Origin of the sequence: Streptomyces phyllanthi (assembly GCF_009377205.1) — a bacterium.
Taxonomy (GTDB): Bacteria; Actinomycetota; Actinomycetes; order Streptomycetales; family Streptomycetaceae; genus Streptomyces; species Streptomyces phyllanthi.
Genome location: NZ_VJZE01000012.1, coordinates 1 through 23,672 on the forward strand (window position 1 = coordinate 1; position 23,672 = coordinate 23,672).

21 protein-coding genes and 4 pseudogenes are annotated in these 23,672 nt (G+C 72.0%); 11 read left to right on the forward strand and 14 right to left on the reverse strand.

Going from position 1 to position 23,672, the window contains the following annotated elements; all coding sequences use genetic code 11:
• Positions 1-229: 229 nt before the first annotated feature.
• A pseudogene (locus FNH04_RS03745) lies at positions 230-632 on the reverse strand (SulP family inorganic anion transporter); the annotation flags it as partial.
• Positions 633-745: 113 nt separating this feature from the next.
• On the opposite strand from FNH04_RS03745, the gene FNH04_RS03750 reads away from it, so the two are divergent.
• Together FNH04_RS03750 and FNH04_RS03755 are read left to right on the forward strand one after the other, a co-directional pair.
• Positions 746-1,618 (forward strand): universal stress protein, encoded by an 873-nt coding sequence (locus FNH04_RS03750; protein ID WP_152780262.1) that lies wholly within the window; start codon positions 746-748, stop codon positions 1,616-1,618.
• Positions 1,619-1,674: 56 nt separating this feature from the next.
• Positions 1,675-2,556 (forward strand): universal stress protein, encoded by an 882-nt coding sequence (locus FNH04_RS03755; RefSeq protein ID WP_152780334.1) that lies wholly within the window; start codon positions 1,675-1,677, stop codon positions 2,554-2,556.
• A gap of 13 nt (positions 2,557-2,569) precedes the next feature.
• Here FNH04_RS03755 and FNH04_RS47340 read toward each other — a convergent pair.
• A pseudogene (locus FNH04_RS47340) lies at positions 2,570-2,738 on the reverse strand (polyphosphate kinase 2); the annotation flags it as partial.
• A gap of 406 nt (positions 2,739-3,144) precedes the next feature.
• Between FNH04_RS47340 and FNH04_RS03765 the strand changes: the two are divergent.
• The 7 genes from FNH04_RS03765 (at position 3,145) to pflA (ending at position 12,320) form a co-directional block, all read left to right on the forward strand.
• Positions 3,145-4,068 carry a carbamate kinase gene (locus FNH04_RS03765; protein WP_152780264.1) on the forward strand — a complete coding sequence of 308 codons (924 nt, stop codon included), beginning with the start codon at positions 3,145-3,147 and terminating at the stop codon, positions 4,066-4,068.
• Positions 4,069-4,278: 210 nt separating this feature from the next.
• Entirely contained in the window at positions 4,279-4,719 is a 441-nt protein-coding gene (locus FNH04_RS03770) for a pyridoxamine 5'-phosphate oxidase family protein (RefSeq protein ID WP_152780266.1), read from the forward strand.
• 268 nt (positions 4,720-4,987) lie between these two features.
• Positions 4,988-5,818, forward strand: a complete 831-nt coding sequence (locus tag FNH04_RS03775; protein WP_152780269.1) for a universal stress protein — start codon at positions 4,988-4,990, stop codon at positions 5,816-5,818.
• 129 nt (positions 5,819-5,947) lie between these two features.
• The gene (locus tag FNH04_RS03780; protein WP_152780271.1) at positions 5,948-8,329 is read left to right on the forward strand and encodes a phosphoketolase family protein; all 2,382 of its coding nucleotides are present in this window, start codon (positions 5,948-5,950) and stop codon (positions 8,327-8,329) included.
• 152 nt (positions 8,330-8,481) lie between these two features.
• A complete protein-coding gene (locus tag FNH04_RS03785; protein WP_152780273.1) occupies positions 8,482-9,105 on the forward strand; it encodes a DoxX family membrane protein in 624 nt (207 codons plus the stop codon).
• Between the two features lie 210 nt (positions 9,106-9,315).
• On the forward strand, positions 9,316-11,577 hold the full coding sequence (gene pflB / locus FNH04_RS03790; RefSeq protein WP_152780274.1) for a formate C-acetyltransferase: 2,262 nt from the start codon (positions 9,316-9,318) through the stop codon (positions 11,575-11,577).
• Positions 11,574-12,320, forward strand: coding sequence for a pyruvate formate-lyase-activating protein (pflA, locus tag FNH04_RS03795; RefSeq protein ID WP_322722560.1), 747 nt, complete (start codon positions 11,574-11,576; stop codon positions 12,318-12,320). The genes pflB and pflA overlap by 4 nt, the downstream gene beginning before the upstream one ends.
• A gap of 276 nt (positions 12,321-12,596) precedes the next feature.
• Here the strand turns inward: pflA and FNH04_RS03800 are convergent.
• The 6 genes and pseudogenes from FNH04_RS03800 to FNH04_RS03825 form a co-directional block, all read right to left on the reverse strand.
• A pseudogene (locus tag FNH04_RS03800) lies at positions 12,597-12,928 on the reverse strand (PTS lactose transporter subunit IIC); the annotation flags it as partial.
• Positions 12,889-13,131, reverse strand: coding sequence for a hypothetical protein (locus FNH04_RS03805; RefSeq protein ID WP_152780276.1), 243 nt, complete (start codon positions 13,129-13,131; stop codon positions 12,889-12,891). The gene FNH04_RS03805 and the pseudogene FNH04_RS03800, both read right to left, overlap by 40 nt.
• Positions 13,132-13,192: 61 nt before the next feature.
• On the reverse strand, positions 13,193-13,918 hold the full coding sequence (locus FNH04_RS03810) for a CBS domain-containing protein (RefSeq protein WP_322722561.1): 726 nt from the start codon (positions 13,916-13,918) through the stop codon (positions 13,193-13,195).
• 359 nt (positions 13,919-14,277) lie between these two features.
• Positions 14,278-14,526, reverse strand: a pseudogene (locus tag FNH04_RS03815) (putative PEP-binding protein); the annotation flags it as partial.
• 63 nt (positions 14,527-14,589) lie between these two features.
• Positions 14,590-15,600, reverse strand: a complete 1,011-nt coding sequence (gene adhP / locus FNH04_RS03820; RefSeq protein WP_152780278.1) for an alcohol dehydrogenase AdhP — start codon at positions 15,598-15,600, stop codon at positions 14,590-14,592.
• Between the two features lie 124 nt (positions 15,601-15,724).
• The gene (locus tag FNH04_RS03825; protein WP_152780280.1) at positions 15,725-16,636 is read right to left on the reverse strand and encodes a universal stress protein; all 912 of its coding nucleotides are present in this window, start codon (positions 16,634-16,636) and stop codon (positions 15,725-15,727) included.
• A 351-nt stretch (positions 16,637-16,987) separates the two neighbouring features.
• Between FNH04_RS03825 and FNH04_RS03830 the strand changes: the two genes are divergently transcribed.
• Positions 16,988-17,680 carry a response regulator gene (locus FNH04_RS03830; RefSeq protein WP_152780282.1) on the forward strand — a complete coding sequence of 231 codons (693 nt, stop codon included), beginning with the start codon at positions 16,988-16,990 and terminating at the stop codon, positions 17,678-17,680.
• Positions 17,681-17,943: 263 nt separating this feature from the next.
• Here the strand turns inward: FNH04_RS03830 and FNH04_RS03835 are convergent, their stop codons facing one another.
• Together FNH04_RS03835 and FNH04_RS03840 are read right to left on the reverse strand one after the other, a co-directional pair.
• Positions 17,944-18,840 carry a universal stress protein gene (locus tag FNH04_RS03835; RefSeq protein WP_152780284.1) on the reverse strand — a complete coding sequence of 299 codons (897 nt, stop codon included), beginning with the start codon at positions 18,838-18,840 and terminating at the stop codon, positions 17,944-17,946.
• Between the two features lie 213 nt (positions 18,841-19,053).
• Positions 19,054-19,635: an Rv1733c family protein gene (locus FNH04_RS03840; RefSeq protein WP_152780286.1), complete on the reverse strand. Its 582-nt coding sequence runs from the start codon at positions 19,633-19,635 to the stop codon at positions 19,054-19,056.
• Between the two features lie 392 nt (positions 19,636-20,027).
• Between FNH04_RS03840 and FNH04_RS48530 the strand changes: the two genes are divergently transcribed.
• A complete protein-coding gene (locus FNH04_RS48530) occupies positions 20,028-20,159 on the forward strand; it encodes a hypothetical protein (RefSeq protein ID WP_265580000.1) in 132 nt (43 codons plus the stop codon).
• A 26-nt stretch (positions 20,160-20,185) separates the two neighbouring features.
• Here FNH04_RS48530 and FNH04_RS03845 read toward each other — a convergent pair whose 3' ends face one another.
• The 4 genes from FNH04_RS03845 to epsC all read right to left on the reverse strand — a co-directional run bounded on the left by FNH04_RS03845 (position 20,186) and on the right by epsC (position 23,183).
• On the reverse strand, positions 20,186-20,536 hold the full coding sequence (locus tag FNH04_RS03845; RefSeq protein WP_152780288.1) for a cupin domain-containing protein: 351 nt from the start codon (positions 20,534-20,536) through the stop codon (positions 20,186-20,188).
• Positions 20,537-20,549: 13 nt separating this feature from the next.
• A complete protein-coding gene (locus FNH04_RS03850; RefSeq protein WP_152780290.1) occupies positions 20,550-21,395 on the reverse strand; it encodes a class I SAM-dependent methyltransferase in 846 nt (281 codons plus the stop codon).
• Positions 21,396-21,648: 253 nt separating this feature from the next.
• Complete coding sequence (gene cysK / locus FNH04_RS03855) at positions 21,649-22,599, reverse strand: cysteine synthase A (RefSeq protein ID WP_152780292.1); 951 nt, start codon at positions 22,597-22,599, stop codon at positions 21,649-21,651.
• Positions 22,596-23,183, reverse strand: a complete 588-nt coding sequence (gene epsC, locus FNH04_RS03860; RefSeq protein ID WP_152780295.1) for a serine O-acetyltransferase EpsC — start codon at positions 23,181-23,183, stop codon at positions 22,596-22,598. The genes cysK and epsC overlap by 4 nt, the downstream gene beginning before the upstream one ends.
• Positions 23,184-23,672 lie beyond the last annotated feature (489 nt).

Below are 23,672 nucleotides of genomic sequence, written 5' to 3' on the forward strand. Positions count from 1 at the left end.
CATCCCAAGGGGGCGACCGTCTTCTGTGTACCAGGCATCGGACCGCGTTTCGGCGGCGATTCGCGGCGCCGGGCGAAGAGGGGCCGAACGGCCCCATCGATTCAGGCACAGCGGCCCCACGGGTCCCGCCCGTGCGGGGGCCGGATGGTGCAGGACCGACCGCCCGTCGGCCCTGTCCGCTGCCAGTGCCGCTGTCGGAGGCGACCGAGAACGACGGCGCCCGCGGGCACATGGCCGACGCCACGCCCGCCAGATAGCCGATGAGCACGGGCCGGGACAGCAGATCCGCGAGGAAGCGGCCGCGTCGCCCGGGCCACCACGTTCAGCGGCCCCACCGCGATCGCGAGTGTGGCCGGCGTCGCGTACCGGGCCGGCTCTCCGGCGGCGAGCGGTGCGACCACCGTCGCCGTCATCAGCGCGGTCGTCGACTCCGGGCCGACCGAGAGCAGGCGGGAAGAGCCGAGCAGGGCGTACACGACGAGCGCGGGCAGGATCGCCCGCAGCCCGGTGACCGGCGGCGGCCCGGCCACCCCCGCGTACGCCATCACCCGGGGAATGAGCCGGCGGCCATCGTCACCCCGGCCAGGATGTCGCCCTTTCAGCCACGAGTACCGGTAGCCCCGTTGCCCCACCGCATGTCACCGCCCACAGGGTCCACTGGCCCCGGTCGGGGACCTGCGGCCCCCTGCGCCACCGGCCCCCGCACCACCACGCTGGACTCGAATCCCCGATGAGGAGGCAGAACATGACCCGCAGTGTCGTCATAGGTCTCGACGGCTCGGCCGAGAGCCGTGCCGCGGCGGAGTGGGCGGCCCGCGAGGCGAAGCGGCGCTTTCTGCCGCTCAAGCTCGTCCACGTCTGGGAGGCGGTCCCCGAGCCCTTGGCCCTGGCGCAGCTCCTCGGTGCCGATACACGTCAGCAGTGGAGCGAGCGAAGCGAGATGGGGGGTATCCCGCGCGAGGTGGTCGAAGGGCTCAGGTCGCGTCACCCTGGACTGGACGTGACCGTGGAGCAGGTCTCCGGCCGGCCCGCCGAGATGCTGACCCAGGCGGCGAAGGACGCCGAGCTACTGGTCCTCGGCTCCCGGGGACTGAGCGGCATCGGAGGATTCCTCGTCGGCTCCGTGGGCCAGGCCGTCGTGGCGCACGCCGAGCAGCCTGTGGTTCTGGTTCGTGCCGGCGAGCAGGCCGTCGGCGGGCCCGTCGTCCTCGGGCTCGACACCGACCACCCCGACGAAACGGTGATCGCCCACGCCTTCGAGGCGGCTGCCCGCCGTGTGACACCCCTGCTGGTTGTCCATGCCTGGGCCCTGCCGCCGTACTTCGCCTACGGCCTGCCCGCCGACCCCGAGCTCAACGCCGTGCTGGGCAAGCAGGACGCTGCCACGCTGGCCGAGGTGCTGCACCGCTGGAAGGAGAAGTACCCGGCCGTCCAGGTCATCGAGGAGTCCCGTTCCGGTAGTCCCGCCGTTCAACTGGTCGAGGCCTCCCGCGAGGCGTCCCTGCTCGTCGTCGGCCGCCGGATCCGCCACAGCCCGCTCGGCGCCCACATCGGCCCCGTGACGCACGCCGTGCTGCACCACGCCACCGCCCCCGTCGCCGTCGTCGCACACGACTGACGCGCCGCCGAGACCATCGAGGAGAAACCACCATGAACGAGGTACACCACGGCACCATGGAACTCCCTCTGGTCGTGGGCGTGGACGGCTCCGAGCCGAGTCTGCGGGCCGTCGACTGGGCGGCGGACGAGGCCGTGCTGCGCGGGGTGCCGCTGCGGCTGGTGCACGCCTCGTTGTGGGAGTGGTACGAGGGTGCCGCGCTGGCCGAGGACCTCGGCAAGCCGTCCGACAAGGTGCTGGCCGACGAGATCGTCGACGGCGCCGCCCGACGGGCACGCACCCGGCAACCGGACCTGAAGGTGTCCACCGAGGTACTGGCCGAGGAGCCGGAGTACGCGCTGGTGCGGGAGGGACGACGCGCCTCCGCACTGGTCCTGGGCAGCCGGGGGCGCGGCGGCATCGCCGAGCTGCTGCTCGGTTCCGTCAGCCTGACCGTGGCCGCATACGCCACCTGCCCGGTGGTCGTTCTGCGCGGCCGCCAGGACAAACAGGAACAGCCGGTGACGCATGGACGCATCCTGCTCGGTGTCGGCGAGGAGACGCACGGTTCTGCGGCTGTGCGTTTCGCCTTCGAGGAGGCGGAGCGACGGGGTGCCGTACTGGAGGCCGTCCGGGCCTGGCGGTGCCCCGCACACGAGACCGCCGACCACCCCCTCCTCGCCGGCGAGCCTGCCCACCTGCATGAACAGCGGGCCGCCGAGACGCTGGAGGCCGCGCTGAACGAGACGGCCGCCAAGTACCCGTCCGTGCAGGTGCGCCGGCGCACCGCCGAGGGCCCGGCCCGCAAGGTGCTGCTCGACGCTTCGGCCACCGCCGACCTGCTGGTCGTCGGCGCCCGGCGGCGGAAGCAGACCTTCGGACTCCAGCTCGGGCGCGTCGCCCACACCCTTCTGCACCACTCCGCCTGCCCGGTCGCCGTCGTGCCGCAGCGGAGTTGATACGACGACCGGCTCAGAGACCCGCCGCGTGATCGGGGACGCAGGTCTGCAGATCGCGCGGCGGCCGTACGTGGCCGGTCGACGGGGCGCGGCGGCAGGTCGAGCACCAGCGGCGGTACCTCGTGGTACGGCACGGTGCTCAGCAGGTGCGCGATCATGTTCAGCCGGGCGCGCCGCTTGTCCCGCGGCCGACGGCGGCGACGGGTTCCCCTGCCTGGTGTCGGGCCATGGGCCGGCCGACCCCATGACTGGGTCGTCCGGTACCCCGCCCGGGCCCTTCGGCACCCTGCGCCTGGACGGGCCCGGAGGTTCGATGGAGACAAGAGCCAACCCGATGGAAGTGGAAGGGGCACTGCGGCGCCGCCGCATCCATCGCCGCAGGCCGGCCCTCGTGCGGGCGGCCGAGGCGCCCCGCGGACCTGATCGGATCGCGGCCCATCGCTGAGCCGGAGCAGCCTGGAACTGCCGTACCAGGTCAACGGCAAGGCACCGGCCGCCACCGGTAACCCGAACGTCAGGCACGCACCGCCTTCCACGGATCGAAGGGCCATCAAGGCCGTCCCCGTGGCCACCTGGAGGATTCAAGCCATGCGCATCGTCATCGCTCTCGGCGGCAACGCCCTGCTGCACGGGCGCGAACGCCCCGACGCTGCCGTGCAGCAGGCGAACATCGACCGGGTGACCACCGCCGTCGCCGCTCTCGCTCTCGAACACGAGATCGTCGTCACCCACGGCAACGAGCCGCAGATCGGCCTGCTCGCCATGGAGAGCGCGGCCGACCCGGTGCTGACCGCCCCCTATCCGCTGGACCTGCTGGGCGCCCAGACCGAAGGCCTGATCGGCTCGCTGCTGGTCCGGGCTCTGCACGACACGCTGCCCGGCCGCAAGATCGCCGCACTCGTCACCCACACCCTCGTACGGGCCGACGACCCGGCCTTCGCACGGCCCACGAAACGCGTCGGCCCGGTGTACCCCCGGGACATCGCCCGCACCCTCGCGCGAAGGCGGGACTGGCACATCGCCAGGGATGCCAGAGGATGGCGCCAAGTCGTCGCCTCACCAGCGCCCGAGGGAATCGTCGAGACCGAGACCATCCGCGACCTGCTCACCTGTGGAGCGCTGGTCATCTGCGCCGGCGGCGGAGGCGTGCCCGTCACCGCCGACAGCGACACCGGCGCGCTGCACGGAGTGGACGCCGTCGTCGACAAGGACCTCACCGCCGCCCTGCTCGCCGAGGAACTCAAGGCCGACTTCCTGCTCATCCTCACCGACGTCCCGTGCGTGTACACCGGCTACGGCACCCCCGACCCGCAGCCCGTCCTCGACGCCACCCCTGACGACCTGCGCCGCGCGGGCTTCCCCGCCGACTCCATGGGCCCCAAGACGGAGGCCGCCGCCCGGTTCGTCGAACGCACCGGGGGACTGGCCGCCATCGGCGCCCTGGACGCGGCGTACGAGATCGTCCACGGGAGGTCGGGGACCCTGGTGCGCCCCGACCTGGCCGTCGGCTGAGACGCAGCCGGAACGCAGTGGACCGGACGGTCCCCTGGCCTCGGGAGGGGCACCCGTGCCGTGGCACTGCCCCTGGGGCCCGACCCGCCCCAGGACGTCCAGGTCGTTCTCCGGAATGGCCGGGACCGATGGCCCCTCACTCCTGGGCCTCGTCCGGCTCAGGATGGAAGGACGCATAACCGCTGTACCAGGCGAAAGACGGGCTGGCTGATGTACCCCAACGACGGTTTCCACGAACTCGGGCGCCAGGAGTGCCTGCGGCGGCTGGCCAAGGTGCCCGTCGGCCGCATTGTCTACACGCGCCGGGCCCTGCCCGCCGTGCTGCCGGTGAACTTCGGCGTGGACGGCGACGGCGCGGTTGTGCTGCGCACCTCCGCGGCCTCGGAACTGGTCCGCGCGATCGACGGGGCGGTGGTCGCCTTCGAGGCCGATGACGTCGACGCGGTCCGGCACTCCGGCTGGAGCGTTGTCGTCACGGGCCGGGCCACGGTGGTGACCGACCCTGCCGAGCACGAGCGCCTGGCCCGCACCGTTCCGGTCTCCTGGGTGCCCTCGCCGCAGGAGGTCTTCGTCCGTATCAAGCCCGAACTCGTCACCGGTCGTGAGCTCGTCGGCGGACGCACCCTGTACGGGGTGGACCTCACCGCCTGAACGCCCCTTCTCCTCCTTCCCTTTTCCTCCTTCGCTTTTCCTCTCGTCCGTCCGGGCCCGGGCCCGGACCGGTCGGCCCGGCGACACGGGGGCCGATCGGCGTTCCGATGGGCACTGTCGGCCCCTGCCCGGAGGGGCCGTGGACGACGAGTATCCGCAGTGGAGCCGCCGCGGGATCGACGCCCAGTCGGCCGACGGCGAGCTTGCCCACGGTTCTCGGTCCCACGAGGGCTGCGTACCCCGCGCACGAAGAGAAGGGAACAAGACAATGACTCTCCGTCATGTGGCCGTCGGTGTGGACGGCTCGCTGGTAGCCGTACGGGCGCTCGACCGGGCCACCGAGGAAGCGGTGCGCCGCGGCACCGCGTTGCGCATCGTGTACGCCGTGGCCGACCGCGACGAGGCGGGGCCGGTTCTGGCATCGGCGGCCTCACGGGTCCACGAGCGTCATCCCGGCCTGCCGGTGGAGACCCGGGCCGTGGAGGACGGCGCCGTGCGGGCGCTGGCACGGGAGAGCGAGAGCGCCGTCCTCACCGTGGTGGGCACCCGGGGGCTCGGCGGTGTCACCGGCCTGCTGGCGGGCGCGGTGAGTCAGCGGCTGGCCGCGCACACGCACGGTCCGCTGCTCGTCGTCCGCGGGGACCACCCCTGCGACAACGGGCGCGAAGTGCTGCTGGGCCTGGAGAGCGACGCCGACGCGGACGCGGCCGCCTACGCCTTCCAGGAAGCCGAGCGGCGCGGGACCCGGCTGCACGTCCTGCACTCCCGGGCGCACCGGCACACCACACCCGAACTGCCCTCGCTGGTCCCCGCCACGAGCCCCGGCCAGCAGCGCCAGGCCCGCGACGACCGGGCGGAGGAAGCCGTCGCGCGGTTCAGCATCGCCCGACTGCGGGAGGCGTACCCCGAGGTCGACGTCGACAGCCGCACGGTGCGTACCGGCCCGGGCCACGCTCTCCTGGCGGCGACCCGCGAGGCCGGCGTCGTGATCATCGGCGCGCACCGCCGCACGGGCCGGGTCGGTCCGCAGCTCGGTCCGGTCGCGCACGCCCTGCTGCACCACTCCCACTGCCCGGTGGTGCTGGTGCCGGCGACCTGATGGCGGGCACCGCGGTGAAGCGGATGGCCCGGTCGGCCCTGTCGGCCCGGGGCGGGTGGGCGGAGAGTGGAGAGGTGCGGACCGTTGCGCACCCTTTGCCCGACGCCCCGACCCGGAAGGGAAGCCCCCATGCCCGCCGACACGCAGCAGGCCCCCGGCGTACTCACGGACGAGGAACTCAACGCCCTGGACGCCCACTGGCGCGCCGCGAACTACCTGGCCGTCGGCCAGATCTACCTCGTGGCCAACCCCCTGCTGACCGAACCGCTGCGACCCGAACACGTCAAGCCGCGCCTCCTCGGCCACTGGGGAACCTCCCCGGGCCTGAACCTGGTCCACACCCACCTCAACCGCGTCATCAAGACCCGCGGCCTTGACGCCCTGTGCGTCTGGGGCCCCGGCCACGGCGGACCCGCCGTCCTCGCCAACTCCTGGCTGGAAGGCTCGTACACCGAGACCTACCCGGACATCACCCGGGACGCCGACGGCATGGCCCGGCTGTTCAAGCAGTTCTCCTTTCCCGGCGGCGTGCCCAGCCACGTCGCCCCGGAGACACCGGGCTCCATCCACGAGGGCGGTGAACTCGGCTACGCGCTCTCGCACGCCTACGGTGCCGCCCTCGACAACCCCGGCCTGGTCGTCACCTGCGTGATCGGCGACGGTGAGGCGGAGACCGGTCCGCTGGCCGCGTCCTGGCACTCCAACAAGTTCCTCGACCCCGTCCACGACGGCGCCGTCCTGCCGGTCCTGCACCTCAACGGCTACAAGATCGCCAACCCGACGGTACTCGCCCGCCTCCCCGAGTCCGAGCTCGACGAGCTCCTGCGCGGCTACGGCCACGACCCCGTCCACGTCACCGGCGACGACCCGGCGGCCGTCCACCAGGCCATGGCGCGCGCCATGGACACGGCGCTGGACCGCGTCGCCGCGATCCAGCGCGCCGCACGCGAGGACGGCGCGACCGAGCGCCCCCGCTGGCCGGTGATCGTGCTGCGCACTCCGAAGGGCTGGACCGGTCCGGCGGAGGTCGACGGCCTGCCGGTGGAGGGCACCTGGCGCGCCCACCAGGTGCCGCTGGCCGCCGTCCGCGACAACCCCGAGCACCTGCGGCAGCTGGAGGCCTGGCTGCGCTCCTACCGGCCCGAGGAACTGTTCGACGAGCACGGCAGCCCCCGCCCCCAGGTGCTGGACTGCGTCCCGGACGGTGCCCGACGGCTCGGCGCCACCCCGCACGCCAACGGGGGGCTGCTGCTGCGCGAACTGCCCCTGCCGCCTCTGGAGAAGTACGCGGTCCCGGTCGACAAACCCGGCGCCACCCTGCACGAGCCCACCCGCGTCCTCGGCCAGTTGCTGGAAGACGTCATGCGGAACACCGCCGACCGGCGCGACTTCCGTCTCGTCGGCCCCGACGAGACCGCCTCCAACCGGCTCCAGGCCGTCTACGCGGCCAGCGGCAAGGCGTGGCAGGCAGACACCCTCGACGTCGACGAGCACCTCGACCGGCACGGCCGCGTGATGGAGATCCTGTCCGAACACACCTGCCAGGGCTGGCTGGAGGGCTACCTCCTCACCGGCCGCCACGGACTGTTCTCCTGCTACGAGGCCTTCGTCCATATCGTCGACTCGATGGTCAACCAGCACACCAAGTGGCTGCGCGTCACCCGCCGCCTGCCCTGGCGCGCCCCCATCGCCTCCCTCAACTACCTGCTGACCTCGCACGTCTGGCGTCAGGACCACAACGGCTTCTCCCACCAGGACCCCGGCTTCGTCGACCACATCCTCAACAAGAGTCCGGAGGCCGTACGGGTCTACCTGCCGCCGGACGCCAACACACTGCTCTCCGTGGCCGACCACGCGCTGCGCAGCCGCGACTACGTGAACGTGATCGTGGCCGGCAAACAGCCCTGCTTCGACTGGCTGTCGATGGAGCAGGCCCGCGTCCACTGCGCGCGCGGCGCCGGGATCTGGGACTGGGCCGGCAGTGAGAGCGGCGGCGAGCCCGACGTGGTCCTGGCCTGCGCGGGCGATGTGCCGACCCAGGAGGTGCTGGCAGCCGCCCAGTTGCTGCGCCGCCATCTGCCCGAGCCGGCCGTGCGGGTCGTCAACGTCGTCGACATCGCCCGTCTGATGCCGAGCGAGGAACACCCGCACGGGATGAGCGACTTCGAGTACGACGGCCTGTTCACCCCGGACAAGCCGGTGATCTTCGCCTACCACGGCTACCCGTGGCTGATCCACCGCCTGGCCTACCGCCGCACCGGCCACCCGCACCTTCATGTGCGGGGCTACAAGGAGATCGGCACCACGACCACGCCCTTCGACATGGTCGTCCGTAACGACCTGGACCGCTACCGCCTGGTCATGGACGTCATCGACCGTGTCCCCGGGCTCGCGGTGCGCGCCGCGGCCGTACGCCAGCGCATGGAGGACGCCCGCCTGCGTCACCACGACTGGATCCGTGTCCACGGGACCGACCTGCCGGAGGTCGCCGACTGGTCCTGGGACGGCTGACCGACGCCAACGGGTCCGGACACAGAGGGCCGTTCGGCCCGCTGTCCGGGCCCTGCAGCCCCTCCGACGGGCGTAGTCGACGCGGGACATTGAAGACGCAACGAGAGTCGTCCGCATCCTGCGCGTCACAGCCCTCGAAAGGGATGAGCATCATGGCAGTGCACGGTCACCCCCACCGATACCGCGGGTTCCGCTTCCCGTCCCTGAGCAAGGCCGGGACCGCTACCGCGTCCGCCGACGCGACGACAGCCGCCGCGACGGCGACCCGCGCGTACGTGTTCGCCGGTCTGCGTCTGCTGACCGGCTTCGTCTTCCTGTGGGCGTTCCTGGACAAGACGTTCGGCTTCGGCTACGCGACCCCGTCCGGCAAGGGCTGGATCGACGGCGGCTCGCCGACCAAGGGCTTCCTCAGCGGCGTGGCCGTCGGGCCGATGGAGTCCACCTTCCACGACTGGGCCGGGGCCGCCTGGGCGAACTGGCTGTTCATGCTCGGCCTGGGCGGCATCGGCCTCGCCCTGATCGCCGGCATCGGCCTGCGGCTCGCAGCGGTCGCCGGCACGGCGATGATGGCGCTGATGTGGATCGCGGAGTGGCCGCCGGCCAGGCACCTGTCCGACGGATCGGCGAGCATGTCGACCAACCCGTTCGCCGACTACCACCTCGTCTACGCCGTCGTCCTCATCGCGCTTGCGGCGGCGGGCGCCGGCGCCACCTGGGGTCTGGGCAGGGCTTGGGCGCGGCTGCCCTTCGTCAGCCGCAACCGCTGGCTCCTCTGAGGGCCGGATGCTCCTCGGACCGGGGCACCTCCGCTCGTCGGCGGAGGTGCCCCGGTTGCCTGTGCTCTGCCTGACAGGGACCTACGGCCCGGCACGAGAGGGACGGGTGGCGCGTCCCCGGTGCGCCCAGAGGCCCTCCCCGAAGGCATCGCGAGCGACAAGCATCAAGAGCGAAGAAGTTCCACGGGAAGAGTGAGGGAGAGACCGGCGATGACGGCAACGGTGACAGCTGGACCCCGGGTGGCGACCGAGGCATGGCGGGGCTTCGCCGGTACGCTCTGGCGGGACCAGGTCGACGTACGCGACTTCATCCAGGCCAACTACACGCCGTACGAAGGTGATGCGGCGTTCCTGGCCGGACCGACCCAGCGCACGCTCACCGTCTGGGGCAAGGTTGCCGCCTTGTTCCCCGAGGAGCGGCGGCGGGGCATCCTCGATGTCGACGTGGTCCTGCCCTCCACCATCACCTCGCACCGGCCGGGCTTCATCGACCGCGACCGCGAACTGATCGTCGGCCTACAGACCGACGCCCCGCTGCGGCGGGCGATCATGCCCAATGGCGGCCTGCGGATGGTGGAGAACGGGCTGAAGGCGTACGGCTACAGGGCCGACCCCTTCGTCACGCGCGTCTTCAGCACCTACCGCAAGACCCACAACGACGGCGTCTTCGACGCCTACACCCCCGAGATGCGCGCCGCCCGTAAGGCCGGGATCATCACCGGACTGCCGGACGCCTACGGCCGCGGCCGGATCATCGGCGACTACCGGCGCGTCGCGCTGTACGGCACCGACCGGCTGATCGAGGCCAAGCGCGCCGAGCGGGCCCTGCTGGACGCGCGGCCCTCCGGCCCGGACGTCATCCGCGATCGGGAGGAGCTGGCCGAACAGATCAAGGCGCTGGCCGAGCTGACCCGGATGGCGGACTCGTACGGCTGCGACGTCACTCGGCCCGCGGCGACCGCGCACGAAGCGGTGCAGTGGCTCTACCTCGGTTTCCTGGCGGCGGTGAAGGAGCAGAACGGCGCCGCGATGTCGCTGGGCCGCACCTCCACCTTCCTGGACGTCTACCTCCAGCGCGACCTGGAGGAGGGGACGATCGACGAGACGCGGGCCCAGGAACTGATCGACGACTTCGTCATCAAGCTGCGGATCGTCCGCTTCCTGCGCACTCCCGAGTACGACGCGCTGTTCTCCGGCGACCCCACCTGGGTGACGGAGTCCATCGGCGGCATCGGCACCGACGGCCGCACCCTGGTCACCCGCACCTCCTTCCGCTTCCTGCAGACCCTCTACAACCTCGGCCCGGCCCCCGAGCCCAACCTGACCGTCCTGTGGTCGCCGCGGCTGCCCGAGGGCTTCAAGCGGTTCTGCGCGCAGGTCTCCATCGACACCAGCGCCATCCAGTACGAGTCCGACGACCTGATGCGCCCGCGCACCGGCGACGACACGGCGATCGCCTGCTGTGTCTCGGCGATGGCGGTGGGCCGGCAGATGCAGTTCTTCGGCGCGCGGGTCAACCTGGCCAAGGCGCTGCTGTACGCGATCAACGGCGGCCGGGACGAGATGACCGGCGAGCAGATCGCGCCCGAGGCGCCCGCGCTGACCGGCGAGTACCTGGACCACGAGGGGTTGTCGGCGGCGTACGACCGCATGCTCGACTGGCTGGCGGCCACCTACGTCAACGCGCTCAACGTCATCCACTACATGCACGACAAGTACGCCTACGAGCGCATCGAGATGGCGCTGCACGACTATCCGGTGCACCGTTTCATGGCGTGCGGCATCGCCGGCCTCTCGGTGGCGGCAGACAGCCTCTCGGCCGCCAAGTACGCCCGCGTCAAGGTCATCCGGGATGCGACCGGACTGGCCGTCGACTACGAGGTCGAGGGCGAGTACCCGGCGTACGGCAACAACGACGACCGCGCCGACGCCATCGCGGCCGACCTGGTGGAGTCCTTCATGGCGAAGGTGCGCCGGCACCCCACGTACCGGGACGCCGAGCACACCCAGTCGGTGCTGACCATCACCTCGAACGTGGTGTACGGCAAGCACACAGGGAACACGCCCGACGGCCGCCGCGCCGGTGCCCCGTTCGCACCTGGCGCCAACCCGATGAACGGCCGTGACCGGCACGGGGTGGCCGCCTCGGCCCTGTCGGTGGCCAAGCTCCCGTACGAGCAGGCCCGCGACGGCATCTCGCTCACGACGACGATCACGCCCGAGGGCCTGGGCCACGACCCGGCCGAGCGAGCAGGTCATCTGGTCGGCATCCTGGACGCGTACACGGCGTCCGGCGGCTTCCACATGAACGTCAACGTCCTGGACCGGGCGACGCTCGAGGACGCCATGGAGCACCCGGAGAAGTACCCCGAGCTGACGGTCCGGGTCTCCGGGTACGCCGTCAACTTCGTCCGCCTGACCCGCGAGCAGCAGCTCGACGTGATCAGCCGCACCTTCCACGGATCGCTGTGAGCACCACGGTCGAGCCGGTGACGGGCCGGGTCCACTCCTGGGACCTGTCCACGGGAGTGGACGGCCCCGGGACCCGGTTCGTGCTGTTCCTCAGCGGCTGCCCGCTGCGCTGCCTGTACTGCGCCAACCCGGACACCTGGCACATGCGCGATGGCAAGCAGGCCACCGTCGACGAGGTGATGGCCGAGATCGAGAAGTACCGGCCCTTCATCACCACCGCGGGCGGGGGAGTGACGCTCACCGGCGGTGAGGCCCTGCTGCAGCCCGCGTTCACGGCCGCGATCTTCCGCCGCTGCAAGGAACTCGGCCTGCACACCGCCCTCGACACCTCCGGACTCCTCGGCGCCCGCGCGACCGACGACTTGCTGGCAGACACCGACCTGGTCCTGCTGGACATCAAGTCCTTCGACGTCCGGACCTACCGGAAGCTGACCGGCGGCGACCTGGCACCGACCCTCACCTTCGCAACTCGCCTGGACCGGCTCGGCGTCCCGGTGTGGATCCGCTACGTCCTGGTCCCCGGCTGGACCGACGACCCGGCGGCCGTCGACGGACTCGGCGCGTTCCTCGCCGGGCTCGGCAACGTCGACCGGGTGGACGTCCTGCCGTTCCACAAGCTCGGCGCCCACAAGTACGACGCGCTGGGTATCCCCTTCCCCCTGCACGACACACCCGCGCCGCACCCGAACCTGACCGAGCGAGTGCGCGAGCAGTTCCGGGAACACGGCCTGCGGGCGCTGTGAACGAGGAGCCCATTACGGCGTGAGCGAGATGGGCTGTGGCTGGAGCAGGGCGGGCGAGATATGGGCGGCGGCCAGGGCCCATGAGTGCCCGGGGGGCGAACGGGGACGGACTGCCGAGCTGCTGCGGCGCCGTCCAGACGCCGGGGCGCAGCAGCCCGTGCGCGATCAGGAAAGCTGCCACCCATATCGAGCCGGAACGTACGTGTCCGTCAGCAAGGCGGCGATCACCGCCGGCACGGCGACGGGCCCGCCCTCCCATCAGCCGAAGTGCCGGCCGCCGACCGCGATCAGCAGACCACCCGCGGCGACGAACGGCACCATGCAGCTCACGCCGGACATCAGCCAGCTGCGCGGCTTCATGCCGAAGCGGTCGCCTGCGCGGTGCCCCTGTCGATGGGAGAGGTGCGGGCGGCAGCGGCCGGGGCGGTGGTCGCGCCGCGCTCGGCCTTGCCGCGGGCCTTGTCGATCAGCTCGCCGGGGCGGTCGACGGCTGCCTTGACGCCGACGTCGACGGTCGGCTTCCCGGCGAAGCGTTCCTTCTCCCGTACGGGGATGTCGTGGGCGGAGATCACCGCGTCTGTGCGGACAGGATGCTCAGGTGGGCGTCGTCGGCGCCGTCCGCGTGGCGATCATGAAGATCAGGTCGGCCAGGCCCTCCGGGGCGCCGAAGTCCACGGCGCGCGGGCTCCAGGCCGGTGGGCATCTGTTCCTCGCGGACGGCGATGTCGGTGAGGAAGCCGTCGAGGTCGGTGACCCGGCCCTGGCCGGCCAGGTGCTCGGCGACGCGCGGACGGCCGGCGGAGTCGGGCATGGTGACGTCGGGGCGATCGTGGTCGCCGTATCAGCGATGCGCCGCCGAAGGGGCCCGGGGATTACCGCTCGGGGAGCCAGTGGTGGGCGATCCGGCGGGAGGGGTGTTTCTCGGGTGGGCGGGTGTCGTCGATGCGGAACGTGAGGCTGTTCATCACGCCCACCACGCCGTCCATCCGCCAGGTCAGCCGGACAGCCACCGGGATGTCGCTACGGCGTTCCAGGCGTCCTTCCAGCGTGGCCGTGCCGTCGTGGACCGAGACGATGACGGTGTGGGGCGGCAGGCACATGGCGCGGGTCAGGACCTCGTCGATGATCTCCTTCCGGATCTCCTCGTCGGTGCGCAGGAAGACCCGCAGCAGGTCACGGCGAGTGGCGATGCCGATCAGGCGGTCCTCCTCGTCCACCACGGGAAGCCGTTCGATCTGGTGACGCTCCATCACCCGTGCGGCGTCCGCGACGCGTTGCTCCGGGTGCACGGTGATCGCGGGTGTCGACATCAGTTGCCCGGCGGTCATGGCGCGGGCCTTGGCCGCCGCGATCCGTGCCTTCCGGCGCAGGGTTGACGGCCGGAAACGGTCTCCCCGGCCCCGTTCGGCCTTCGCTGCCTGCCGGCGTATCAGGTCGGTCTCGGAGATGACGCCGAGGACTTTGTCGTCCGCGTCCACCACCGGCAGGCCGCTGATCCGGTGCCGGGCCAGGAGCTGTGCCACGTCCTTGAACGGTGTTTCCGGGCGCGCCTGGACGACGTCGGGGGTCATCACCTCGCTGACCTTGGAGATCTTCACGGCAGTTCCCTTTCGCCTGGTTCCTGTGGAGGGCGACCGGCTGTCCCTGCGTACGGCCGCTGCGGGACGGCCCGTATCCCCGCTGGTCGGTCCATGTGCTCCCGCGATGGGCATCGGGGGCCGGAACTCTCGGGTGAGGGCGGCCGGTCCGGCCGCTGCTGTCCCGTTGGACCGTCCCGGGTGGCCGGCCCCTCGATGCCCCTTCAGCTTCCCGCGCACCGGCCTGACGGGGCAGGGCCGACTGGTCCCGAGCTCCCGGGCCGACCCGCCCCTGATCCGCCGGCCACGGGGCCCGGAACCGGCGGCAGTGCTGATGGTCCGGTTGCCGGCTGACCGGGGGCGAGGGGCGGTCAACGGCGTCAGGCAGCCTCACCGACCGGTTCGTCCCTGCCGGACAGGGCGGTGCGGGCCGCGGCGCGAGCCTCCTCGGCGGTGTCCGCGGCGCGGGCCGCAGCTGCTGCCCACCGGCACTGGGCGAGGGTGCGCCGGGCGAGTTCGGCGCGCACGTACGGCAGTGATGCGGCACCCATGGACAGGCTGGTGACGCCGAGTCCGGTGAGGACGCGGGCGAGCAGTGGATCGGCGGCGGCCTCGCCGCACACGTCGCAACGGTGGGCCCTTTCATCCTGCTTCCCGAGGCGTACGACGCACGGCGGACTGGTTCGGTCGGGTCACATCTCGAAGACGATGCGGGCCTTGATCCGCCCGTCGAGGACGTCGGCGATGGAGTCGTTGACGGTGTCCAGCGGCCGGGTCTCGTAGATCACCTCGGTGCGTCCGGCGGCGTGCAGCTGGAACACCTCGTCCAGGTCCTGACGGGTGCCGACGATCGAACCGATCACCGAGGTGCCGTTCAGGACGGTGTCGAAGATCGGCACCTGGATCGTTCCGCCGGCGGGCAGGGCGACCATGACCAGCTTGCCGCCGCGCCGCAGACCGCCGTACACGGAGGCGAACGCCTGCTCGTTGACCGCCAGCGCGATCGCCGCGTGGGCGCCTCCGTGCTGCCTGAGCACCTCGGCCGGGTCCTCCTTGCGGGCATCGATGACGATGTCCGCGCCGAGCTCGCGGGCGAGTTCGAGCTTGTCGTCGGTGACGTCGATCGCGGCGACGGTGGCTCCGGCGATCTTCGCGTACTGCACGGCCAGGTGCCCGAGACCGCCGACCCCGGAGATCGCCACCAGTTGAGTGGGACGTACGTCGGCGACCTTCAGCGCCTTGTACGTCGTCACGCCGGCGCAGGTCAGCGGGGCCGCGTCGCGCGGGTCGATGCCGTCGGGGACCGGAGCGGCGAAGTCGGCCGGGGCGAGCATCTTCTCGGCGTACCCGCCGTCCACGCTGTAGCCGGTGTTCTGCTGCTTCTCGCAGAGCGTCTCCCAGCCCGACAGGCAGTGCTCGCACCGCCCACAGGCCCAGCCCAGCCAGGGCACGGCCACGCGCCGGCCGACGGCCAGGTGGGTCACTCCGTCGCCGAGCGCCTCGACGATGCCGACGCCCTCGTGGCCGGGGACGAACGGAGGGCTGGGCTTGACGGGCCAGTCGCCGTGCGCGGCGTGGATGTCGGTGTGGCACAGCCCGGACGCTTCCAGGCGGACGCGGACCTGGCCGGGGCCGGGCTCCGGGTCCGGGCGGTCCTCGATCACCAGCGGCTCGCCGAAGGACCGGACGACTGCTGCCTTCATGTGCTGCTCCTCGGTCTGTCTGGTTGGTGCGGTTCCAGGTTCGAACGGGCTGTGCTGCTGCGGCAGGTACCGGACGTCCCCGGGGGTGGGGCCACTCGGCCTCGAGCCGACCGGGAACCGGCCCTCAGTCGTGGGGCACCACGGCGACCGGGGCGGCGGCGTGGTGCAGCACCGCGTGGGCCACGGGCCCGATGCGCATACCGAGCGCCGGACGGTGCACCCGGCGGCCGACCACCACGAGTCCGGCCTGCGCGGCGGCACGCAGTACGACTCCGGCCGGGCGGGTGAGCTCGACCGTGTGGGCGACCGGGACCTGCGGGTACTTCTCGCGCCACGGCTCGAGAGCGTCGGCCAGCGCCTTCTTCGCCTGGCCCGTGATACCGCCTTCCTGGCTGGCCAGCTGCCCCACAACCGGGCCATGCCCGTACAGCGGCGGCAGGTTCGGCGCGTGCACGGCGCGCAGTGCGGTCCTGCGGGTGGCGGCCGCGTCGAAGGCGAATTCCAGCAGCGACTCAGTCGGGTCGCCCGGGTCGTCGAGCCCCACCACGACCTCGCCACCGTCGTGCTTGGCGGCCGAGCGGGCGTTGGCCCGCACCATGACCACCGGGCTGTTCGCCCGGGCGAGCACCTGCTGCCCGACGGAACCGAGCAGGAACCCGGCAATGGCACCGTGACCGCTGGAGCCCAGCACCAGCATCCGGGCCTTCTCCGCCTGGCCCAGCAGCACCTCGGCTGCGGTATCGGATATCCGCTCGGTGCTGACCGTCAGTTCCGGATGCCTCCCGCGCAGCTCCTCCTCGGCCTCCTGCAGAATGCTCCCCCCGCCTCCGGCCGGGGGCACCCTCGTCCCGCCTTGCTCGGCCCAGTGCTCCTGCGTGTCCAGGTCCTGAGTGACCGGTACGTCGTGTGGCTGCCGGATCCAGGCATGTACCAGATGCAGCGGCACGGCACGGCGCAGCGCCTCGCGGGCGGCCCAATCGGCGGCGGCCAGGCTTTCGGGGGAGCCGTCGAGGCCGACGGCGATGGGGCGAATCATGGGAGAGACCTCCGGATACGGGATCAGCGGGCCGTGGACGATGGCGCCGGCCCTCGTCCCGAGCTTCACGACCACGCGGCCGCGGCTCCAGGGGCCGATGGTCCCGAGTTGGACGGCATGGTCCTCACGGTGAGGGCCCGCCTGGTCTCCTCCGCGTTCGGCGGCGCCCGGCGCCGGGTAGCCGATCAGAACCGGTACGCGTGGGTACGCGGGAACAGCAGAGCGAAAAGGGCCGGTCGGCCCTGGCCGTTCGGCCCGGAATCGCGCAGGATCTGAGACAGGGAAGGACCGGTCCCGCCCATCTGGCGGGTTCCGGTTCCGGAGACAGACGACACAGGACAGGAGCCGTCGATGGCGGACAGCGAGCGACCCGGTACCGACAACCCGATCCGGGTCTTCCTGCTGGACGACCACGAGGTGGTACGCCGCGGGGTGCGCGATCTGCTGAACGACGAGCCGGACATCAGTGTGATCGGCGAGGCCGGCACCGTCGAGCAGGCCCTGGTGCGTGTTCCCGCGCTGCGTCCGCAGGTGGCCGTGCTCGATGTGCGCCTGCCCGACGGAGACGGCGTGACAGTCTGCCGCGAGCTGCGCTCACGTATGCCGGAGCTTGCCTGCCTGATGCTGACCTCGTTCGACGACGAGGAGGCCCTGCTCGACTCGATCATGGCCGGAGCCTCCGGATACGTGCTGAAGCAGATCCAGGGCACGGACCTGGTGTCGGCGGTCCGCACGGTGGCCGCCGGCCAGTCCCTGCTCGACCCGAGCGCCACCGCCAAGGTGATGGCCCGGCTGCGCCAGGACCAGCAGCCGGAGGAGGAGCCGGACGCCCTGCCGGGGCTCACCGCCCGGGAGCGGGAGATTCTGGCCCTGATCGGCGAGGGCCTGACCAACCGTCAGATCGGCCAGCGACTCTACCTCGCGGAGAAGACGGTCAAGAACCACATCTCCCGCCTGCTCGCCAAGCTCGGCGTGGAGCGGCGCATCCAGGCCGCGGTCATCGCCACGCAGGCCCAGGACCGGCTGCGGCAAGAAGGACGCTGAGCCCCGCTCGGAGCCGAACGCAGGGACGAACGCCCTTCGCCTGCCCTCTGCCCTCCGTGCAGCCCAAGCGGATCCCCTCCCCGGCCACCAGGCCGCAACACACCCGGACGATGCTGCTCCGGCGGGCGTACGGCTCTTCCTGCCGTTGCCTGTGGTCTGCACGGTTGTGCCAACTCGCCCCGATACGCGGCAACTTCTGGGGTCGGCGCTCGCGCGGGCAGGGGCCGTATCGCTGCACGATCTCCGATCACACGGCTACGCGGTCAGTCGTGCGGGACCACCGCGACCGGCGCCGTCGCGTGGTGCAGCACGGCATGGGTGACGGGCCCGATGTGGGCACCGAGCGGGGTGCGCCGTATACGCCGGCCGACGACGACCAGCGACGCATCAGCCGCGGCGTCCGCCAGGTGGGCGCCGGCGTTCCCGATCGCGGTCTGCTCGTCGACCTCCACGCCCGGGAACTTCTCCCGCCACGGTGCCAGGACCGCGTCGACGGCGTTTCTGTCCTGGCGGGCGAGTTCGTCGTTCAGCCCCGGGTCCGCAGCGGGGTCGTAGGCGACGTAGGGCGGCAGGCTCCAGCCGTGCACGACCCGAAGTCGGGCCGCGCGCTGGGCCGCGGCCTCGAAGGCGAACGCGATGACCGCGTCGTCGGGGTGCTCGTGGTCCAGGCCCAGAACGACGTCCCGGAACGGTGTGGCGGTCGACGGGTGGCAGTCCGCGTCCGGCTGGTGCTCGTCCTCGGCGCGTGCGTCGGAGCGTACGAGGACGATGGGCCGGGACATCTGCGCCGTGAGCGCGAGCCCGACCGAGCCGACCAGGAAGCCGACGACACCACCCAGGCCCCGTGAGCCGATGACCAGCGGGTCCGCCTCGGCGGACGCCGCCAGCAGTGCCGTCACGGGCGGCTGCGGCACCTGCTCCGAGGTGATCTCGAGATGGGGGTGGCGGTCGTGCAGTTGCTCGGTCGCCTCGCGCAGGACGCGGCCGCCCCAGTGCCGTTGCGCCGCGGTAGGGGGCACCGGCCGGGTGTACGGCTGCCAGTCCCAGGCGTGCACCAGGTGCAGCGGAAGGCCCCGTCGTTCCGCTTCGCGTGCGGCCCACTGCGCGGCGGCGAGGCTTTCGGGTGAGCCGTCCAGGCCGACGGTCACGGTACGGGGCATGGCGAGGACCTCCTTGGGGGGAAACGGGGGGCCTCGAGCGGCCCGTTGTCACGGTGTCACCGGAGCGGACGCGGCAGCAGGGCCGAACGGCCCGAGGCCGGGGAGCATACGGCCCTGATGATCAGTGACGCGAACCGGCCGGAGCTGTCGGAGGTCCGCCGGCGCATGCCGCCTCCATGACGGACTGAGTTCGGCCCCGCTGTTGGAGGCGTCTCACGCGTGCCGGTGGCCCCGGTGGGCGTTGAACTCCGCCCAGGCCCGGTCCCACTGCGCCCTGCGACGCACATCCAGCCGTACCCGGACGACCCACCAGCAACCCACGACCACCACGCACACACCCGCCCCGGCCGCCGCGCCGAGGACGGCTCCCTGCGAGCCGGCCTGAGCCGGGGTGGGCGGGGTGGGACGAAGACGGCCCGCGTCATCGAGCCACACCGTGGTGGACGAGCCTGCCTTGCTGCCCGCCGACACCAGGGCCTCGCCGGTCTTGGGTGAGCCGGCGGACGTCGTCCACCGCACGGTCGCCCGCACATGGCCGTCCGCAGGCCCGGAGAACCGAGACAGCGTGGCGGGGGCGTCCTCGACGAGGCGTGCGGCGGTGCGGTGCAGGCCCTGCGCCCGGTCGAGGGCGGAGCGCTCGCCGACGTCGGCCACCGCCATCCCCACCGCGGGCACCATGAGCAGGAGCAGCACCGCCGCTGCCACGCCGAACCAGGCTTCGGCGATGTCGGAGCGTCGCTTGAGCGGGTTGCGCCGCCAGCGCCAGAGCCGCACCCTGCCACTCTGTTTCAGCATCTGTATCCCTCCGGGTGCGACGGATCTCGTCATCGACCTACGGTGACGGATCGGCGATCGATGGCGGCAGAGACCAACGGGGTCGTCCTGTGTGGGCCGATCGGCCCCATTGCGAGACCCGGCCGGGCCCCGGCGGCCGAAGCGTCGCCGGGCACAATGCCGTTCGAGGGAGGTCGGTGACATGGCCGCCGCCCGGGGTATCGGTCCCGAACTGATGGTGGCGGCCCTGAGGTGCGTGAGGGCCTCGGCCGGCTGAACGACCTCATCCGCGCGGCCGGGATCGTGCCGGCGCTGCCTCATCTCCTGGAGGACGGGGAGGAGATCTCCGTACGTCCTTCGCCGACCGCCGGTAACGACCCGCGTCGGTGGACCGCACCCCGCACGCGCGCCGCGTGTTCGCGGAGTCCTTCGGCCCCCTGGGCATCTCCGTCGCGCAGTTCACTGAGCGGCAGGCCGGCCACGTTCGGGTCACCGACCTGCGCGACGTGCTGCCGCCCATGGTGGCAGCGGCGCTGGTGTGCTGATCACGCAGTGACACGACCGGCGTCGGTCATGCCGCGGAGGGCACCCCGGCTCCCGACGACTCGGGGACGGGCAGCATGGTCAGCAGCATGACGCTGGGCTCGGTGGCGCGCACCGTGTGCGGCAGCCGCGCGGGCAGGTGGATCCAGCTCCCAGGCGTCGCCTCCGTCTTCTCCTCGCCCAGGACGAGGTCGAGACGGCCCTTGACGACCTGGATGACGACGGGCAGGGCCGAGGTGTGCTCGGTCAGTTCCTGGCCGGCGGCGAAGGCGAAGCCGACCACGCGCAGACGGTCGTCGCGGTACAGGACACGGCTGAGGGTGCCGTCCTCGGGCACGGTCAGTTCGGCGGCCAGGTCGGTGATCACGGTGGCGGTCATCCGGGGTTCCTCCTCAGGGCTGGGACGGGGTGGGGACGGCGAGCAGACTGATCGCGCCCAGATGGTCGCGGTGGCGGTGGAAGACGCTGCGCATGTGCAGCACGCGGCGCAGGGCGGCCGGGTTGCGCAGTGCCCGGCCGGCGATGCGCAGCGCGGGGACCACTCCTTCGTCGGCGATCAGCCGGCGTGGTTCGAGCAGTGCCATCGGCGCCGTCTTGATGGCGGTGACGGTGAAACCCTCGGTGGCGAGCAGCTCACTCCAGGCGGTGGGGGTCAGGGGGCGGGCGCCGACGTGGATGGCCTCGTGCAGGTCATGGGTGATCCGCTCGGCGAGTGCCGGGTCGAGATCGTCGGGCAGCAGGCACAGTTCGTGGATGGCGTACCGGCCGGTGGAGCCGTCGAGCAGACGAAGGGCCTCCCGTACGATGCGCCGCTTGGCGGGTTCGGGCTGCATGGTCAGCATCGCCTCGCCGTACACGACGGTGGCGTCGCCGTCCGGCAACCGAGTGTCCGCGGCGTCCGACCGTACGGCGCGCACCTGGGTCGGGCCGGGGGCGGCGAGGGCGCTGAGTGCCGCCACGGCGGTGGCGTCGCGGTCGACGGCGGTGTAGGCGGCCGGGCGGCGGACAAGGGTCAGCCGGGCGGTGGCTCCGAGGCCGGCGGCCAGCTCCACCACACGGTCTTCCGGGTCCACGCCGAGGGCGTCCAGCATCCACCGGGTCAGCTCCACACCGCCGGGGCGCAGCACCCGCTTGCCCAGGCGGGCCAGCAGCCAGTGGCCGGGCATGCGGGACGCGTCCAGTCCGTCGCCGGGAAGGGGGATGGTCTTCTGCAGGGCCGAATGGTCTGTCGATGCCATGTTCGTGCCTCGCTCTCTGCCTGCATCGGTGTTACTTAGGCGAACCTAACTCGGAGTGGTGGTGGGGTGCGGGGGCCGAACGTCCCGATCGAAGGGGCCAGTGGGCCCGTCTCGCCGGGCGGCGTCAGCAGGCCGGAAGCACTTGTGCGTGAAAAGCGGGATCACCCCGCTACCGGACGGCGACCGGGAGCGCGCCGGTGAACCGCGCGGTTCATGGCTTTCCTCTGTGCTCCGGCTCCGTAGTGCCGTGCCGCTATTCGTCGTGGAACAGGTCCGTGCTGAGGTAACGCTCCCCGGTGTCGGGCAGGACGACGACGATCAGGGCGCCCTGGTGCTGTGGGTAGGGGGCGACGGTGGTGGCCGCGTGGAGGGCGGCTCCGCCGGAGACTCCGGTGAGGATGCCCTCGGTGCGGGCCAGGCGCCTGGCCGCGGCGCGGGCCTGGGGCGCGGAGACGCGCTGCACGGTGTCGTAGACCTCGGTGTCCAGGACGTCGGGGACGAAGCCGGCGCCGAGGCCCTGGATGCGGTGCGGGCCGGGGGAGCCGCCGGACAGGACGGCCGACTCCGCCGGTTCCACGGCCACCACGGTGATGGCGGGGTTCTTCTCCTTGAGGACCTGGCCGACGCCGGTGACGGTGCCGCCGGTGCCGACGCCGGCCACGAGGATGTCGACCTGTCCGGCGGTGTCCTGCCAGATCTCCTGGGCGGTGGTGCGGCGGTGGGCGTCGGGGTTGGCCGGGTTGCGGAACTGTTGCGGCATGAACCAGCCGTGGTGCTCGGCCAGTTCGGTGGCGCAGGCGACCGCGCCGGTCATGCCTTCGGCGGCAGGGGTGAGGATCAGCTCGGCGCCGTACGCGCGCAGAAGTGCGCGACGTTCGGTGCTCATGCTCTCGGGCATGGTGAAGGTGACCGGGTAGCCCTTGGCGGCGGCCACCATGGCCAGGCCGATGCCGGTGTTGCCGCTGGTCGGTTCGACGATGCCCTGCCCGGGCCGCAGCGCGCCGGTGGTTTCGGCGTCCTCGACCATCGCCAGGGCGATCCGGTCCTTGACGCTGCCGCCGGGGTTGGCGGACTCCAGCTTCACGACCAGGCGCACGGGCAGGTCCGTGCCGTAGCGGCGCAACGCCACCAGAGGGGTCCGGCCTATCAGCGCCGTGATCGAGGGCATGACCGAGGGCGTGATCGAGGGGTGCGTCGCCGTCATGGCCGTCCTTCTTCCTTGTCTGCCGAGGTGAGGATCCCGGCGTGGGCCGCCGGCGCCGTGCCGTGGGGGCGGGTGGTGGAGGCCGCCTGTGGGGCGTGGACGCGGGAGTGGGCGGGAACGTCGCGCAGGACCAGAGCGTGCGCGCCGACGATCGTGTCGTGGCCGACGTGGACCGGGCCGAGCACGGTTGCGCCGACGCCGAGGACGACCCGGTCGCCGATGGTGGGATGCCGCTTGGCGGCCTTCGTGTCGGTCCACCAGCCGGTGCCGCCCAGGGTGACGCGGTGGTACAGCATCACGTCGTCGCCCAGGACGGCGGTCTCGCCGATGACCACGCCCATGCCGTGGTCGATGAAGCAGCGGCGGCCCACGACTGCACCCGGGTGGATCTCGATGCCGGTCAGCGCGCGGGAAAGTTGGGACAGCAGCCGGGGCAGCAGCGGTACACCGAGCTGGTGCAGCCTGTGGGCGACCCGGTGGGCCCAAATCGCCCACAGGCCGGGGTACAGCAGGACCTCGACCACGTGGGCGCCGTGCAGGGCGGGGTCCTTGCGGCGGGCCGTCCGGAGGTCTTCGAAGATCATGCGCGTCTTTCTGTGAGCGGGTCGCGGCATGCAGCCGGTGGGCGTGGGGCCGGATGGCACGCCGTGCTCGACCGGGCCGCGCCGACGGAGGGAGTGAAGGCTTGTCGGGCTGGGGCCGACGAAGGTCTGTCACCGCCGTGACGGGTGCACAAGCGCCGGCCATCGATCGGTGCAGACAGCCGCGGGCCCGGTGAGCCTCAAGTCGCAGAGGAGGGAGAGCTCTTCGCGTTCGAGGTGCAGGACAAGCGTGTGACCGCAGGGAATTGACATCGCGCCGGTCCCTGTCGCGTGACGAGTCGATGCTCCCTCTCGTCGTCGGCTTCCGAGGCCACCGCGCCGGTTCTGCCCCTGCGAGTGAACGCTACGGTCCGTTCCCGGTGCGACGCCCGGTCCGAAGCGCCTGGTGTGGGTGGGCCGGATGGACCAGAACATCGCTCGTGGTCCGGGACCAACAGCCCCCGCCAAGGGACCGTTCGGCCCGAGCGCACC

Coding starts and splice junctions, on each gene's coding strand:
- FNH04_RS03750 (WP_152780262.1), top strand. CDS start 746: ATGACCCGCAGTGTCGTCATAGGTCTCGACGGCTCGGCCGAGAGCCGT.
- FNH04_RS03755 (WP_152780334.1), top strand. CDS start 1,675: ATGGAACTCCCTCTGGTCGTGGGCGTGGACGGCTCCGAGCCGAGTCTG.
- FNH04_RS03765 (WP_152780264.1), top strand. CDS start 3,145: ATGCGCATCGTCATCGCTCTCGGCGGCAACGCCCTGCTGCACGGGCGC.
- FNH04_RS03770 (WP_152780266.1), top strand. CDS start 4,279: ATGTACCCCAACGACGGTTTCCACGAACTCGGGCGCCAGGAGTGCCTG.
- FNH04_RS03775 (WP_152780269.1), top strand. CDS start 4,988: ATGACTCTCCGTCATGTGGCCGTCGGTGTGGACGGCTCGCTGGTAGCC.
- FNH04_RS03780 (WP_152780271.1), top strand. CDS start 5,948: ATGCCCGCCGACACGCAGCAGGCCCCCGGCGTACTCACGGACGAGGAA.
- FNH04_RS03785 (WP_152780273.1), top strand. CDS start 8,482: ATGGCAGTGCACGGTCACCCCCACCGATACCGCGGGTTCCGCTTCCCG.
- pflB (WP_152780274.1), top strand. CDS start 9,316: ATGACGGCAACGGTGACAGCTGGACCCCGGGTGGCGACCGAGGCATGG.
- FNH04_RS03805 (WP_152780276.1), bottom strand. CDS start 13,131: ATGCCCGACTCCGCCGGCCGTCCGCGCGTCGCCGAGCACCTGGCCGGC.
- adhP (WP_152780278.1), bottom strand. CDS start 15,600: ATGAAGGCAGCAGTCGTCCGGTCCTTCGGCGAGCCGCTGGTGATCGAG.
- FNH04_RS03825 (WP_152780280.1), bottom strand. CDS start 16,636: ATGATTCGCCCCATCGCCGTCGGCCTCGACGGCTCCCCCGAAAGCCTG.
- FNH04_RS03830 (WP_152780282.1), top strand. CDS start 16,988: ATGGCGGACAGCGAGCGACCCGGTACCGACAACCCGATCCGGGTCTTC.
- FNH04_RS03835 (WP_152780284.1), bottom strand. CDS start 18,840: ATGCCCCGTACCGTGACCGTCGGCCTGGACGGCTCACCCGAAAGCCTC.
- FNH04_RS03840 (WP_152780286.1), bottom strand. CDS start 19,635: ATGCTGAAACAGAGTGGCAGGGTGCGGCTCTGGCGCTGGCGGCGCAAC.
- FNH04_RS03845 (WP_152780288.1), bottom strand. CDS start 20,536: ATGACCGCCACCGTGATCACCGACCTGGCCGCCGAACTGACCGTGCCC.
- FNH04_RS03850 (WP_152780290.1), bottom strand. CDS start 21,395: ATGGCATCGACAGACCATTCGGCCCTGCAGAAGACCATCCCCCTTCCC.
- cysK (WP_152780292.1), bottom strand. CDS start 22,599: ATGACGGCGACGCACCCCTCGATCACGCCCTCGGTCATGCCCTCGATC.
- epsC (WP_152780295.1), bottom strand. CDS start 23,183: ATGATCTTCGAAGACCTCCGGACGGCCCGCCGCAAGGACCCCGCCCTG.